The sequence below is a fragment of the Pseudogulbenkiania sp. MAI-1 genome (genome assembly GCF_000527175.1).
Taxonomy (GTDB): Bacteria; Pseudomonadota; Gammaproteobacteria; order Burkholderiales; family Chromobacteriaceae; genus Pseudogulbenkiania.
Genome location: NZ_AZUR01000001.1, coordinates 1,473,601 through 1,487,152, shown reverse-complemented (window position 1 = coordinate 1,487,152; position 13,552 = coordinate 1,473,601). Strand labels below are relative to the sequence as shown.

Genomic DNA, 13,552 nt, shown 5'->3' with positions numbered 1-13,552 from the left:
ATCGATGCCGATAATCTTGATGGTTATCTTCATCTTTGATGACGAAATCGGCATAGTTTTGGTAGTGTGCGATTGGCATTGCCAGCCTCACGGGCGGCTCGACATGACGCAAGCCGTGCTGCAAGCTTCTTGCTTTGCCCCTGAAAGCAGGAACGGGAAGGGGGAGTTGCACGGAGACCGGGGAGTGGAATTCATGACACCGAGCGCACTTGCCATGTTGTACCAGGGGGATGAGCAACGCCGTCCTGAAACCATCGAGGAATGGCTGGCGGGAGTGGCGCCGTTGCTGCCTCTACTGGATGTCATCCCGAATGCGGCGATATTCATTAAGGATGTAGAGGCGCGCTACCTTATTGCCAATCACACTCTGGTGCAGCGCTGCGGCTTGAAGCAGCTGCAGCCGTTGTTGGGTAAAACCAGCGCTGAAGTCTTTCCGGCGCAGCTGGGCCCTGGCTATACAGAGCAGGACCGACGGGTTCTGGAGCAGGGATTGGTTCTTGAGAACCAGCTAGAACTGCATCTTTACAAGAACCGCGAACCTGGCTGGTGCCTGACGTACAAATGGCCTTTGTACAACCGCAAAGGAGAAATCATCGGGTTGATGGGCATCTCGGTTGACCTGCAATCGGCCAGCAACACGCATCCCGCTTATCAGCACCTTGCCGCCGTGGACGAATACATTCGCGCTCATTTCAATCGCCCCATTACCATGGGTGAGTTGACGAGGATTGCCGGTATTTCAGCCGCACAATTGGAACGGCACTGCAAGCGGGTTTTCCATCTGACGCCACGGCAAATGATCCACAAGGCACGCCTGGAACATGCGCATCGCTTGCTGCATACCAAAATGCCGATTACCGATGTGGCACTGCAGTGCGGCTACACCGATCACAGCGCATTCAGCCGGCAGTTCAAGGCTCTGACCGGCTTTACACCACGGCAGTATCGACAGGCTACGGAGCGAAGCTGATGGATAAGGGCTTAGGCTTTGTCACAGCCACGGCCGCACGCGTCTCGCGTACCACAAGACGTACAAAAGCCCGGGGCGCCGATGTTGGCATCGGCGCCCCGGGCTTGAGAAAAGACGATGTCTCGATCAGTACACCAACTTGGTGCCGACGATGGCCAACATGATCGCCAGCGCCGGGCGCATCCAGCTCTCCGCCATCTTCCTGGTCAGCCGGCTGCCCATCCAGATGCCCGGCAGCGACCCAATCAGCAGGTTGACCAGCAGGCCGTAATCGAGGTTGCCCATACTGGCGTGACCTATACCGGCCACCAGCGTCAGCGGCACGGCGTGGGCGATCTCGGTGCCCACCAGACGCGTGGTCGGCAGCGCCGGGTAGAGCAGGAACAGCGCCAGCGTGCCCAGCGCACCGGCACCGATCGAGCTCAGCGTCACCAGCACCCCCAACATCACGCCGATCAGTACCGTCGGCACGGTGCGGGCGCGGGTCTCATCCAGCAGGCCGGGGTGAACGCGGTGCGCGAACTTGATCAGCAGCGGCTTGAACAGGATGGCGAGCGCGGTCAGGATCAGGGCCACGCCCAGGCTCAGCTTGATCACGGCGTTGATGGTGGCGGTAGGCAGATCGATGTTGGACAGCACGAGCAAGGTCACCAGCGCGGCCGGCAGGCTGCCGGCCGCCAAGCGGATGGTGATACCCCAGTCCACATGGCGCTGGCGATGGTGCACCAGCACGCCACCGGCCTTGGTGATGGCCGCATACAACAGATCGGTACCGACCGCGGTGGCGGGCGAGATTCCGAACCACAGCAGGATGGGGGTCATCAGCGAGCCTCCGCCCACACCGGTCAACCCGACGACAAAACCAACGAGAAGACCGGCTACGACATAGCCCAACTCCATAAGACCCCCTGACGCTCTCGAAAACGATACGAGAGAGTAACCGATTACGTTATAACCAAATAGATTTTCTAATTAGATCAATATTCTAAAAGATCATTATTGCTCTCATCCGCCATATCGCCGTCATCAAACCGGCACCCGTTCGTACCCGGCCCGACATGAAACCGAAATGATTCGGCGTCATGCTGGCTGGCAGGGACATTCCTGCAACATCGCGCGGAACAAAACCCCCTTTATGCTTTACAAAAGAAGGAATTAGGCTCATTTTGTAAAGCGAATGCCTTCTGGTGAACCATGCCAGTGAAGCAGTAGATGAGGAGACAGGATGATCTCTCGTATCCCTCTAAGCGTTCGTCGAAAACAGGCTCGCGACCAGCATGAGAGCTTTCTTTACGCGGTAGCCAAACCGCAGCTCAGCGAAGCGGAAAAAGTCCGGCAGCAAAAAGTTCGCCAACGGGCGCACGACCGGGACGATGCCCGCTTCCTTGCCGAACGCTGTGACGATATTTTCTGATTGACCCCTTCGCCGGGGAGCACAACTTCGATCGGGCCAGCGACGTGGCCGGGGAGGAGTGTTGATGCCCGCCGCCGGCCCCGCAGTCCCAGTTTGGGTCCGCCGCGCAAATGAAAAAAGCGGCCAAGGCCGCCTTCGTTTCGCTTCCCCTGTTGTTACTCGCCGCGTCGCGCGACGCCGTGCTCGACCGCGTACACCGCCGCCTGCACCCGGCTCGAGAGCCCCAGCTTCTTCAGGATGTTCTGCACGTGAATCTTGACCGTGCTCTCGGCCAGATCGAGCGTGCGGGCGATTTCCTTGTTGCTCTGCCCCTGCGCCAGGAAACCGAGAATCTCCCGCTCGCGCGGCGTCAGCTTTTCCAGCTCCTGCTGCTGTTGCGAAGGTGCCGGCGCGCCGGCGCGGAAATGCGCCATCAGCTTGGCGGTCATCGCCTCGCTCATGACCGATTCGCCGGCGGCCGCCTTGATGATGGACTGCTTGAGGAAGTCCGCGTCGATGTTCTTCAGCAGATAGCCGCGCGCACCGGCCTTGAGTGCCGCGGTCAGGTCGTCGGCGTCTTCCGACACGGTCAGCATCACCACCGCCAGCGTCGGGTTGTCCTGCAGCAGCAGGCTCAGCGCTTCCACGCCGGAGATGCCCGGCATGTGCAGGTCGAGCAACACCACGTCCGGCATCAGCTGCTTGGCCAGCTTCACCCCTTCCGCCCCATCGGCGGCCTCGCCCACGACGGCCAGCTCGGGCTGGCGCGACAACAGCATGCGGATGCCGCTGCGGAACAGGGTGTGGTCGTCGACCAACAGGATACGGATCGGGTTGTCAGGCATAACTCTCTCTGGTCAAAGTCGATGTCGATGGTCAGGCGGCCTTGCGCTGCGCACGCGGCAGTTTCAGGTGTACCGAGGTGCCATGGCCGGGCTGGCTGCTGATGCGCAGGGCCACGCCGGCACGCGCCGCCCGTTCTTTCATGATGGACAGGCCGAAATGGGTGTCGGCCTTGCCGGCCACCGCGTCCATGGCGAAGCCGACGCCATTGTCCTTGATATCCAGCTCGAAGGCACTGCCGTCGTCCTTCAGGCGGACGACCACCTGCGTGGCCTGCGCATGCTTGCGCACATTGGACAACACTTCCTGCAGGATGAACAGGATCTGCAGTTGCTGCTCCGGCATCAGCGGCACCGTCAGCCCTTCGGAGCGCAATTCGACCTTGATGCCGGTCTGGCGGCGGAAGCGCTCCAGCACGGTGGAGATGGCCTGCATCAGGCTTTCCGACAGCTTGGAGCGGAAGTTATTGAGCAGCTCCCGCACGTCGTCGTAGCTCTCCTTGATGCCGGTCTCGATCAGGCCGACGGTGTCGTCGAGCAGATCCTTGTCGTTCAACTGCAGAGCCTGGCGCAACATCTGGGCCTGCAAGTTCAGGAAGGACAAGCCCTGGGCGATGCTGTCGTGCAGCCCCTGCGCCACCAGGTTGCGCTCTTCCAGCACCGCCAGCTCGCGCTCCTTGGCGAACAGGCGCTGGTTTTCGATGGCGACGGCCAGGTTCTGCCCCAGCACTTCGAGCAGACGGGTCTGCTGCGGGGTCATGATGACGGCCTCGCGATAATGCAGGTTGAACAGGCCCAGGGCGCGGCCCTGCACGGTGATCGGGAAGGCGGAAATGACGCGATAGCCTTCACGGCTGCACCCCTTGTCATCCCCTGTTCCCAGCGTCTCCACGCGGCTCGCCGGCGTTTCGGCCACTTCGCCGCACAGGCAGTCGCCGACGCGGATGCAATGCTCTTCCTTGAGCAAGGCTTCCGGCATGCCCTGGTCGGCCACCACGTAGACGATGCCCTGCTCGGGGTCGGTGAGCCGTACCGCACCGCCATCGGCGCGGTACGCCGCCATCACCTTGGAGAGAAAGCCCTGGCACAGGCTTTCCAGCGACTGCGGCTGGTTCAGGAAGGCGGCGATCTCGTAGAGCAGCGCCAACTCCTGGTTCTTCTGCCGCAGTGACGCGGTCTTGGCACGCACCCTCTCTTCCAGCGTGGCGCGGGCCTCGGCCAGACGCTGCGCCATCAGGTTGAAACCCTGGCTCACCTGGCCGAACTCGTCGTCGGATTCAACCGGCACCGCCACGTCGAAATGGCCCTCCGCCAGTTGCTGGATGCCCTGGTGCAGCTTATCGAGGGGGTTGAGCACCAGCAGCATCATCAGATAGATCAGGGCCACCGTGCCCACTACCCCCAGTGCCGCCAGCATCAGCTGGCAGTAGCGCAGATACTCGGTATTGCGCGCATTGTAGGCTTCCATGTCGGCGACGAAGCGGTTGATCACGTCGACGTACTGGCTGGTCATCGACTGGAACTGCTTGATGGACTGCAAGCTGGCGCCGCTCCCGGCGGCGAGCAGCGCCAGCCCCTGCGGACGGATGCGCTCGTTCCACTGGTCCGCGACATGCTTGAAGTCGAGCTGGATCTGCGCGGTGCGCGGCACCAGCAAGGGACGCGAGCTGTCGCCCCGCTTCAGCAGGACGAGGGTCCGGTCGTAATGGGTGATGGCGGTCTCGACCATAGCACGTGGCAGCTCGCCATCGTGGAAGCGCTGCACGTCCAGCGACAGCCGGGTGACGCGCATGCGCAGACTGCCGGCGTCGTTGATGGCGGCTGCGCCGCCTTGGAGTTGCCAGGACAGCCATAGCGTCGCGCCGATGGCGCTCAGCGCCATCAGCAAAACGGCCAACAAGGCACCGATGATCTTGGCCGACAGGCCGAGGCCCAAGGGGCGGGACAGTTCGGCCGGGGGAGGCAGGTTCATGTATCAGGTTTCTGGATGGGGCATACCAATGGTACGAAGCCTTTCTGCTGCGGGTCAAATCCCCATAACGCCCCGTCGTGAATGTCGAAATACCAGCCGTCCAGCAGCAGCGTGCCCTGCTCCACCCGCTCGCGCAGCCACGGATAGGACAGCAGATTGTCGAGAGACACCAGAATCGCCGCCTTCTCGCATTGGCGAAGGCGCTCCTCGTCGCTGGCGTCGGCGCAACTGGACTCGACGAAGCGGCGCGCGGGTTCGGCAATTTCCAGCCAACGCTTCAACGCACTGGACTCCTCGACCGAGCGCTGCATCAGGGCGCGGATGCCGCCACAACAGGCATGGCCGAACACGATGATACGCTCGACCTTGAGCGACAGCACGGCAAATTCCAGCGCCGCTGCCACGCTGGCGTGCGTCAGCGTCTCGTCGCAGGGCGGCACCAGGTTGGCGACGTTGCGCACGATGAACAGCTCTCCCGGCTCGGAGCCGGTCAGGGTGGCGGGATGCACGCGCGAATCGCAGCAGCCGATCACCAGCGTACTCGGGCGCTGACCATGGCGCAGCTCATCGAACAAGTCCAATTCACCGAAATAGCGCGACTGGAAGCGGCGGAATCCTTGCAGTAGTGGTTCGACCGAGCGCATGTCACCCCCCGGTCATCGACATGAAGCGCACGATCTTGGTCGGTTTCTCGCGAAACTCGTGCTTTTCCGGCTTGAGCTCGATGGCGGTACGGATGGCATCCTCCAGTCCGGCATCGCTGATGCCGGCACGCAGCAGCGGACGCAGTTCGAAACGCTCATCCTGCCCCAGGCACATGTAGAGCGTGCCGTCCACCGACAGGCGCAGGCGGTTGCAGGTAGCACAGAAGTGTTGGGAAATCGGCGTGATGACACCGAGCGAGAATGCGTTGTCGCGGGTTTTCCAGTAACGGGCCGGGCCGCCGCCGAGCGTCTCGGCTTGCGGGACCAAGTCGAAGGTGGCGCGCAGCTTTTCCAGCACCGGCTGCAGATCGAGGTAATGCGCCGACTGCCCGGTCTCGCCCATCGGCATGGCTTCGATCAGGCGCAGCACGAAACCCTGTTCGATGCAGAACGCCACCATATTCTCGATTTCGGACTCGTTGACGTCCTTCATCGCCACCATGTTGATCTTGATCGGGGCGAAGCCGGCGGCCTTGGCCGCCATCAGGCCGTCCATGATCTGCGGCAGGCTGTCGCGGCCGGTGATCTCGTGCATGCACTCGCGCTTGAGCGAGTCGAGGCTGATATTAAGGCGGTTCACGCCGCCCTGAAACAGGGCATCGGCGTGGCGCGCGAGCTGGGTGGCGTTGGTGGTGAGTGACAGGTCGTTAAGTCCATCGAGCGCCGACAGGCGGGCCGCCAGTTGCGGCAGGTTGCGCCGCAGCAGCGGCTCCCCCCCGGTGAGACGCACGCGCCGGGTGCCGAGACGCACGAAGGCCGCCACCACGCGTTCGATCTCGTCGAAGGTCAGCCAGTTCTCCGGCTCCTCGAATCCCTTGAAGCCTTTGGGAATGCAGTAGGTACAGCGCAGATCACATCGGTCGGTCACCGATAGCCGCAGGTACTCGATGGTGCGGCCGAAGCGGTCGGTCAGCATGTCAACTCCAGACGGGGAAGCTCCCCGGGCTTAAGCTTTTCATCATTCAGTATATCGAAAGCAAAAGCCGTGCACATTCCCACAAACGACCACCTCCTTCTACACCGAAGTAACTAGAGCCGTCATGGACATGGCCATAAACCGCACCAAGCATGGAAGGGGGATTTCGCTGGCGCCATCGATCAACAGAAAATCGGCGTTTAAATGCCGTTCGTATAAATAAGTTGATAACACATGCCAAAAGTCTACCCTTGAAGGGCGTATCCATTCCACCCATTCCCACAATACGCCCCCTCCGGCGCAGCATGCCTACGATTTTCGTGCCTCACCGGAATGGTGCAAGATGCCCACCGTCGATCACGGGCACTCCCTATTTAAGCATGCCCTGTGCTTCAAGCACGACGGCAGCGACGAGGAGGATTTCATGAGCGGGCCGAACAAGCTATTTCGCACCCTGTCGATCGCGGTGTTCCTGTGCATCGGTGCGGCCGGCGCGGAAACCGGTCCGACTCCCATGAGCACTGCGCCAGCGGCCCTGTCGGGACGGCTGCTGCTCACCGGCTCCAGCACCATGGCGCCACTGATGATGGACATCGGCAAACGTTTCCAGAGCCTGCACCATGGCGTGCAGGTGGAAGTGCAAACCGGAGGATCGGGTCGAGGGATCAGCGATGCGCGAGAAGGCAAGGCTGACATCGGCATGGCCTCCCGTGCACTCTCCGACAAGGAGGCCGATCTCTACGGCGTACCCATCGCCCGGGACGGCATCTGCCTCATCGTGCACCGGGACAACCTCGTGCGCTCGCTCTCCAACCGGCAGATCGTCGGCATCTTCACCGGCCGCATCACGCGCTGGGACAAACTGGGAGGGAGGAACCAGCCGATCACGGTGCTCAACCCAAAGCCCAGTTACAGTTCGGCGGAATTGTTTAGCCAGTATTTCAACCTCAAGTACGAGGACATCAAGGCCAGTCGGCAAACCGGTGACAACGCCGTTCGCATCGCCGAAATCGCCAACGACCCCAATGGCATCAGCTACACCTCGGTCGGCGAGGCCGAGCGCAAGATGCAGGCCGGTGTTCCGATCCGGCTCCTGGCCCTGGATGGCGTACCGGCCACCAGCAAGAACATCCGTAACGGCAACTTTCCCATTTCGCGCCCGCTCACGCTGGTGACCAAAACCACCCCGAGTGGGCTGACGCGTACCTTCATCGAATTTGCCTTGTCGCCCCAGGTAACCGACCTGGTCCAGGCCAACGACTTCGTCCCCTATCTGGACTGAGTGCCAGTCATGCCCCAGCCCAACCTCCTCTCACCCGCCGCGGGGGGCTTGAGCCTGCGGGCCAAACTGGCGCTGGCGTTCGCCACGATGATCGGCCTGACGCTGGCTGTCAGCCTGGTCTCCTTGCGCAGCGACTACCGCACCTTGTCCGCTCTCAAGTCTTATCTGGACACCGAGCAACACATCGCTGAACGCAGTTTGAGAAGCAAGGCAGCAATGAACAAGGCCCGCCGCTACGAGAAGGACTTCCTGTTGAAGGTGCGGGAGTTCGGCTTCCACGAGGCCAAGTCCCGTTATGCAACGCTGCTGCAAAACGAGATCGCCCAGATCCGCGAGAACATGGCTGCGATCCGCCAACTGTGGAACGATCCGGCCACGGTTCGGGAGACGCGAGAGATCGAACGACTCGCCAGTGGCTACGAGTCCGGCTTCATGCAGGTGGTCGAACGCTACGGCCGCCTCGGCCGGATGGACTCGGACCTGGAAGGCGAGTTACGCACTAAGGCGCATGAGATCGAAGCCATCGTGGAGCAGCATGACCTGCCTCGGCTGACGATCGACCTACTGACACTGCGGCGGCACGAGAAGGATTTCCTGTTGCGCGACCAGGACAAGTATGTTGTCGCGCTGCAGGCCACCGCCGACCGCTTCAAGGCCGAGGCCGAGTTTGCCCGCCTGCCACCACCGCTGCGAGCCCGGCTAGGCCGACTGCTTGACAGCTATGTGGTGTCGTTTCAACGCTATGCCCGGATCACGGAGGAAATCAATGCGGGAACGGAGCGCTATCTTGCCACCGTCAACACCGTCGAGCCGCTGCTGGACCACCTCTATGCCTCTACAGTGGACAGCGCCGCCGCCACGTTGAGCCAGACACAGGAGCTGGCGCGTGCCAGCACCGCGACGGCGATCGGCAGCGGCTTGGCCGCGCTGCTGCTTGGCACTCTCGTCGCGGCGCTGATCTCCCGCAACATCAATCATTCCGTGCGCCGCTGCATGGACTTTGCCGTACGCATCGGGCGCGGCGACCTCTCCATGCGACTGCCTCCCGACGGCGGCCACGAGTTTACGGTATTGAGCCACGCGCTGAACGACATGGCCGATGCGCTGTGGAAAAACCAGGCCGCCGTTACACGGCTGAACCGCACGCTGCGAGTGCTGAGCGAGTGCAACAAGGCGCTGGTGCGGGCGGACGAAGAGAGTACGCTGCTCGATGACATCTGTCGCCATATCGTCGACATCGGGGGCTACCGCCTGGCCTTCGTCGCCTACGCCCCCCCGGAGCAGACCACCGCGTGGCAACGGGTTGCCCACGCGGCCAGCGGAGAAGGGCCGGGGATCCTGCCGGAGGAGGGAGACACCGGACCGACCAGCGCCGCCATCCGGACGGGCCGGACCATCATCAGCCACGACCTGCCGCCCGGGGGTGGCGTGGCGGCGGCCATATCCCTGCCGCTGACCGCTGCCGCCCGGGTGCTCGGCGCCTTGACCCTGTACTCGGAGGACCCGCTGGCCTTCGATGCCGAGGAAGTAGCCCTGTTGCACGAACTGGCCGACGATCTGGCCTTCGGTATCGCGGCGCTGCGTACCGGCAAGGCCCGCCAGCGGGCCGAAGAGGCCCTGCGCCTGCGCGAGCGGGCGATCGAGTCCAGCCGCAACGGCATCGTCATTACCGATCTCGGCCTGCCGGACACCCCTATCGTCTATGTCAATCCGGCGTTCGAACGCATCACCGGTTACACCGCGGCCGAGGCCATCGGGCGCAACGACCGCTTCCTGCTGGGCGAGGACCAGGAGCAGCGGGCCCTGGAGGAGATTCACGCCGCGCGGCGAGAACAGCGCGCCGGCCAGGCCGAACTGCGCCATTACCGCAAGGACGGCTCACTGTTCTGGAACGAACTGACCGTGGCACCGGTTCATGACGAGGAAGGGAGGGTCACCCACCTGGTGAGCGTGCTCAGCGACATCACCGAACGCAAATCCTACGAGGCACAACTGGAACATCAGGCCACCCACGACGCACTGACCGGGCTGGCCAACCGCAACCTGCTGAGGGACCGCCTGCGCCAGGCCATGCTGCACGCGCAGCGTGCCGGGCGGCTGGTAGCCGTGCTGCTGCTCGATCTGGACCGTTTCAAGCTGGTCAACGACAGTCTCGGCCATGACAATGGCGACGTGCTGCTGGTGGCCACCGCCGCGCGGCTGCTGGGATGCGTGCGACTCACCGATACGGTGGCCCGTCTGGGCGGTGACGAATTCGTGATTCTCCTCACCGACCTATCCCGTGTTGATGACGCGGTACCGATAGTACGCAATATACTGGCAGCCTTGGCCCAACCCGGAACGCTTGCCGAACGGGAGCTGTGTCTGAGCGGAAGCATCGGTATCAGCGTCTACCCCGGCGACGGGGAGTCGGAAGAGCAGTTGCTGAAACATGCCGATGCCGCGATGTACCAGGCAAAAGCACAAGGGCGCAACGGCTTCTGTTTCTACGCTCCGGACATCAATGCCAAGACCATGCGGGACATGGAGCTGGAGGTGCGCCTGCGCCATGCGCTTGAGCGGGAGGAGTTCGTGCTCCACTACCAGCCCAAGGCGGACTTGCCCAGCGGTCGCATCGTCGGCATGGAGGCACTGATTCGCTGGCAGGCTCCGGATCTGGGCATGGTTTCTCCGGCGGAATTCATCCCGGTGGCGGAAGAAAGCGGCCTGATTTTCCCCATCGGCGAGTGGGTGCTGCGCACCGCCTGTACGCAAGTCAAGGCTTGGCAGGACGCCGGACTGGCGGTGGGGCGGGTTGCCGTCAACCTGTCCGCCTGCCAATTCCGCCAGCACGACCTGGTCGAGAGGGTGCAGCGCATCCTGCGGGAAACCCGCCTGGACGCAACGCTGCTGGAGCTGGAACTGACCGAAAGCATGATGGTGGACGAACCCGACCGGGCGGTGCTCATGCTGCAGGAACTGAGAGCCATCGGGTTGCACTTGTCGCTGGACGATTTCGGCACCGGTTCGTCCAACCTGAGTTACCTCAGACGCTTCCCCATCGACACGCTGAAGATAGACCAGTCGTTCGTGCGGGACATCATGAGCAGCCCCGACGACAGGCTGATCGCCGTGGCCGTGATCTCGCTGGCACACAGCCTCAAGCGCAGGGTGATCGCCGAAGGCGTGGAGACCCGGGAACAGCTTCACTACCTGCGCGAACACGGTTGTGACGAAATGCAGGGCTATTATCTGAGCCGCCCTTTACCGGCCAGTCAGTTCGAGACCCTGCTGCGGGAGGGGCACCGGCTACCTCGGCCGGCACAGAGTGCCCTCGCTCCCGCTTCCGCCTATCACCCGGCCGACGACACGCCTCGTGTCTACTAGCACGAATCCGTTTGTTGCCCGCCAGGAAAATGACTCTCGATGCTGCGGCCCCTACTTGGCCGGCATGGCGATACGATACGGCGCCACCCTGCCGGCCCCTTCACTCTTCAGCCCCTCTGTTCGTGCTTGAAACGGTCGACCATGGCGACCAGGTCACCGGCGGTCTGGTTGAGCTGGGTGGCCAGTTCCGCCGCCTGGTGCACGATGGTCGAGTTGTCTTCGGCCAGCGCGGCGATGCGGGCGACGTTCTGCGCCACGTCGGCGCTGGCGGCGGTCTGCTGCTGCATGGCGGCAGCGGTTTCCTCGCACTTGAGCGCCGAATCGCTGGCCTGGCGATGGATGCCGTCGAGGTCGGACACGGTCAGGCCGACTCGCTCGAGTCCCAGGTCCATCTGGCTGCGGGCGGAGTCCATCAGTTGGGCGGCGGCGAAGGTCTCCTGGCGGATGCCGTCGACCAGCGTGGTGATCTCCAGTGTCTGCTGGGCGGTGCGTTCGGCCAGCTTGCGCACCTCGTCCGCCACCACGGCGAAGCCGCGTCCGCTCTCGCCGGCACGGGCCGCCTCGATGGCGGCATTGAGCGCCAGCAGATTGGTCTGGTCGGCAATCTCGCGGATGGCGGTGATGATGGTGCTGATGCTCTGCGACTTCTCGCGCAGCTGGCCGATCGATTCGCCGGCCCGGCCGAGCGCCGCCGAGGTGTCGCGCATCACACCACTGGTTTCGCCCATGCGCGCGCGGCCGGTGTCCAGGCTGTTTTGCATGTCGCACACCATCTGCTGTGACTCGCGGGTATTGTCCTTGACCATGGCGATGCCGCTGGCCATTTCCTCGACTGCGGCGGCGATCTCGGTGGACGATTCGGTCTGGGTTTCTGCCGCGTTCGCCGCACGGCCCGACACTGCCTGCAGCGCATCGGCCGCGCCGACCAGCTGATGGGCGTTGTGCTTGACCTGGGACAGCGTGGCGGCGAACGACTCGACCAGGTGATCGAAGGCCTGGCCCATGCGCGCGACTTCGTCGCTGCCGGCAACCCGTGCGCGCACCGACAGATCCAGGTCCTGACTCATGCCGGTCATGATCCCCTCCAGGCGGCGCACCGGGTGGCAGATGCCGCGGTAGATCAGCACGGCCAGGATGGTCAGCAGCAGCAGCGCGGCGATGGTGCCGCCGATGGTGAGTCGCAGGCCCGTGCGGGCGTCACGACTCGCCGTCTCGAGACGGGCGGCCATGCCGGTCAGCAACTCGTCCTGCAGGGTCTTGAGACCGGCGATACGGCGGGTGGAGTCGGCGAACCATTGCGCCGGCGTCACGCCGGCCGGCTCACCGAGCGGCTGGCTGCGCAGGGTCTGGCGCAACGCCAATACCGCCTGGCCGTCCGGGCTGTGCGCCAGCGCCTCGACTTGCTGCAGGAAATGCGCCGAGGCCAGCTGCCGCGCCTGCGCGGCGCACACCTCCTGCTTGGCCACCAGCGCGTCGAACTGGCTCATGCTGGCCTGATCGAAGGCGCCCCGCACCAGCACGCCGTTGACGAAGCCGCGCTCGCGGCCGGCGAACTCCTTCTCGCACAGCACGTTGAGCAGCACCGCCGTCTCGCGCAACGCCGCCGGTTCCTGGCCGGACTTGGCCAGCTGCGAGATCAGCCCGGTCAGCGCCTCGATCCGCTCGGAAAACCCGGCGAACACCGCCGGAGCGGCCACGGCACGGGCGTCGATGGAGGAGCGCTGTTGCAGCAGCGTCGCGATACTTGCGGCAAGCGCGCTGCCCTGCCCCGCCGCCTCGTCTTCGGCCAGACCGGCCTTGAAGGCGGCCAGTGCCTCGGTGGTCTTGCCTCGCGCCTCGCCCAGCGCCGCCGGCACACTGCCTTGCGCGTTCAGGTAGCCGTTGCTCAGGCCGCGCTCCACCTGCAGGGCGTGGATCAGGCTGCTGGCCAGCCCTGCCGTGTGAACTTGGCGCTGCGACAGTTCCAGCTGCTCTACCCCACGCCAGCGCTCCAGCGCAATCATCGACGCCAGGCCGATCGTCACCAAGGCGAAGGGAACCAGCAGCAACATCAGCTTGGCGGCGAGGGAAAGGCGGGACAGCATCGGGGTCGACTCCAGTTAAACAC

Annotated in this window: 10 protein-coding genes; 4 read left to right on the top strand and 6 right to left on the bottom strand. The window is 63.6% G+C overall.

The window, feature by feature from the left end; genetic code table 11:
- Nucleotides 1-4: 4 nt before the first annotated feature.
- A complete protein-coding gene (locus tag PSEMAI1_RS0106840; RefSeq protein WP_232219855.1) occupies nt 5-970 on the top strand; it encodes an AraC family transcriptional regulator in 966 nt (321 codons plus the stop codon).
- Nucleotides 971-1,096: 126 nt separating this feature from the next.
- Here the strand turns inward: PSEMAI1_RS0106840 and PSEMAI1_RS0106835 are convergent, their stop codons facing one another.
- The gene (locus tag PSEMAI1_RS0106835; protein ID WP_024302150.1) at nt 1,097-1,870 is read right to left on the bottom strand and encodes a sulfite exporter TauE/SafE family protein; all 774 of its coding nucleotides are present in this window, start codon (nt 1,868-1,870) and stop codon (nt 1,097-1,099) included.
- A gap of 325 nt (nt 1,871-2,195) precedes the next feature.
- Between PSEMAI1_RS0106835 and PSEMAI1_RS0106830 the strand changes: the two genes are divergently transcribed.
- A complete protein-coding gene (locus PSEMAI1_RS0106830) occupies nt 2,196-2,384 on the top strand; it encodes a hypothetical protein (protein ID WP_024302149.1) in 189 nt (62 codons plus the stop codon).
- Between the two features lie 155 nt (nt 2,385-2,539).
- On the opposite strand, the gene PSEMAI1_RS0106825 is transcribed toward PSEMAI1_RS0106830, so the two are convergent.
- Genes PSEMAI1_RS0106825 through moaA form a run of 4 tightly spaced genes read right to left on the bottom strand, consistent with a single transcriptional unit; the run spans nt 2,540 to nt 6,797 of the window.
- A complete protein-coding gene (locus tag PSEMAI1_RS0106825) occupies nt 2,540-3,208 on the bottom strand; it encodes a response regulator transcription factor (protein ID WP_024302148.1) in 669 nt (222 codons plus the stop codon).
- Nucleotides 3,209-3,239: 31 nt separating this feature from the next.
- On the bottom strand, nt 3,240-5,177 hold the full coding sequence (locus tag PSEMAI1_RS0106820) for a type IV pili methyl-accepting chemotaxis transducer N-terminal domain-containing protein (protein WP_024302147.1): 1,938 nt from the start codon (nt 5,175-5,177) through the stop codon (nt 3,240-3,242).
- Nucleotides 5,174-5,821 carry a carbonic anhydrase gene (locus PSEMAI1_RS0106815; protein WP_024302146.1) on the bottom strand — a complete coding sequence of 216 codons (648 nt, stop codon included), beginning with the start codon at nt 5,819-5,821 and terminating at the stop codon, nt 5,174-5,176. The genes PSEMAI1_RS0106820 and PSEMAI1_RS0106815 overlap by 4 nt, the downstream gene beginning before the upstream one ends.
- 1 nt (nt 5,822) lies before the next feature.
- Nucleotides 5,823-6,797, bottom strand: coding sequence for a GTP 3',8-cyclase MoaA (gene moaA, locus PSEMAI1_RS0106810; protein ID WP_024302145.1), 975 nt, complete (start codon nt 6,795-6,797; stop codon nt 5,823-5,825).
- Nucleotides 6,798-7,140: 343 nt separating this feature from the next.
- Here moaA and PSEMAI1_RS0106805 point away from each other — a divergent pair, with 343 nt between their 5' ends.
- Both PSEMAI1_RS0106805 and PSEMAI1_RS20855 read left to right on the top strand, forming a co-directional pair.
- Entirely contained in the window at nt 7,141-8,079 is a 939-nt protein-coding gene (locus tag PSEMAI1_RS0106805) for a phosphate ABC transporter substrate-binding protein (protein WP_198019587.1), read from the top strand.
- Between the two features lie 9 nt (nt 8,080-8,088).
- The gene (locus PSEMAI1_RS20855; protein WP_024302143.1) at nt 8,089-11,445 is read left to right on the top strand and encodes an EAL domain-containing protein; all 3,357 of its coding nucleotides are present in this window, start codon (nt 8,089-8,091) and stop codon (nt 11,443-11,445) included.
- A gap of 107 nt (nt 11,446-11,552) precedes the next feature.
- Here the strand turns inward: PSEMAI1_RS20855 and PSEMAI1_RS0106795 are convergent, their stop codons facing one another.
- Entirely contained in the window at nt 11,553-13,529 is a 1,977-nt protein-coding gene (locus PSEMAI1_RS0106795; RefSeq protein ID WP_024302142.1) for a methyl-accepting chemotaxis protein, read from the bottom strand.
- Nucleotides 13,530-13,552: the final 23 nt, after the last annotated feature.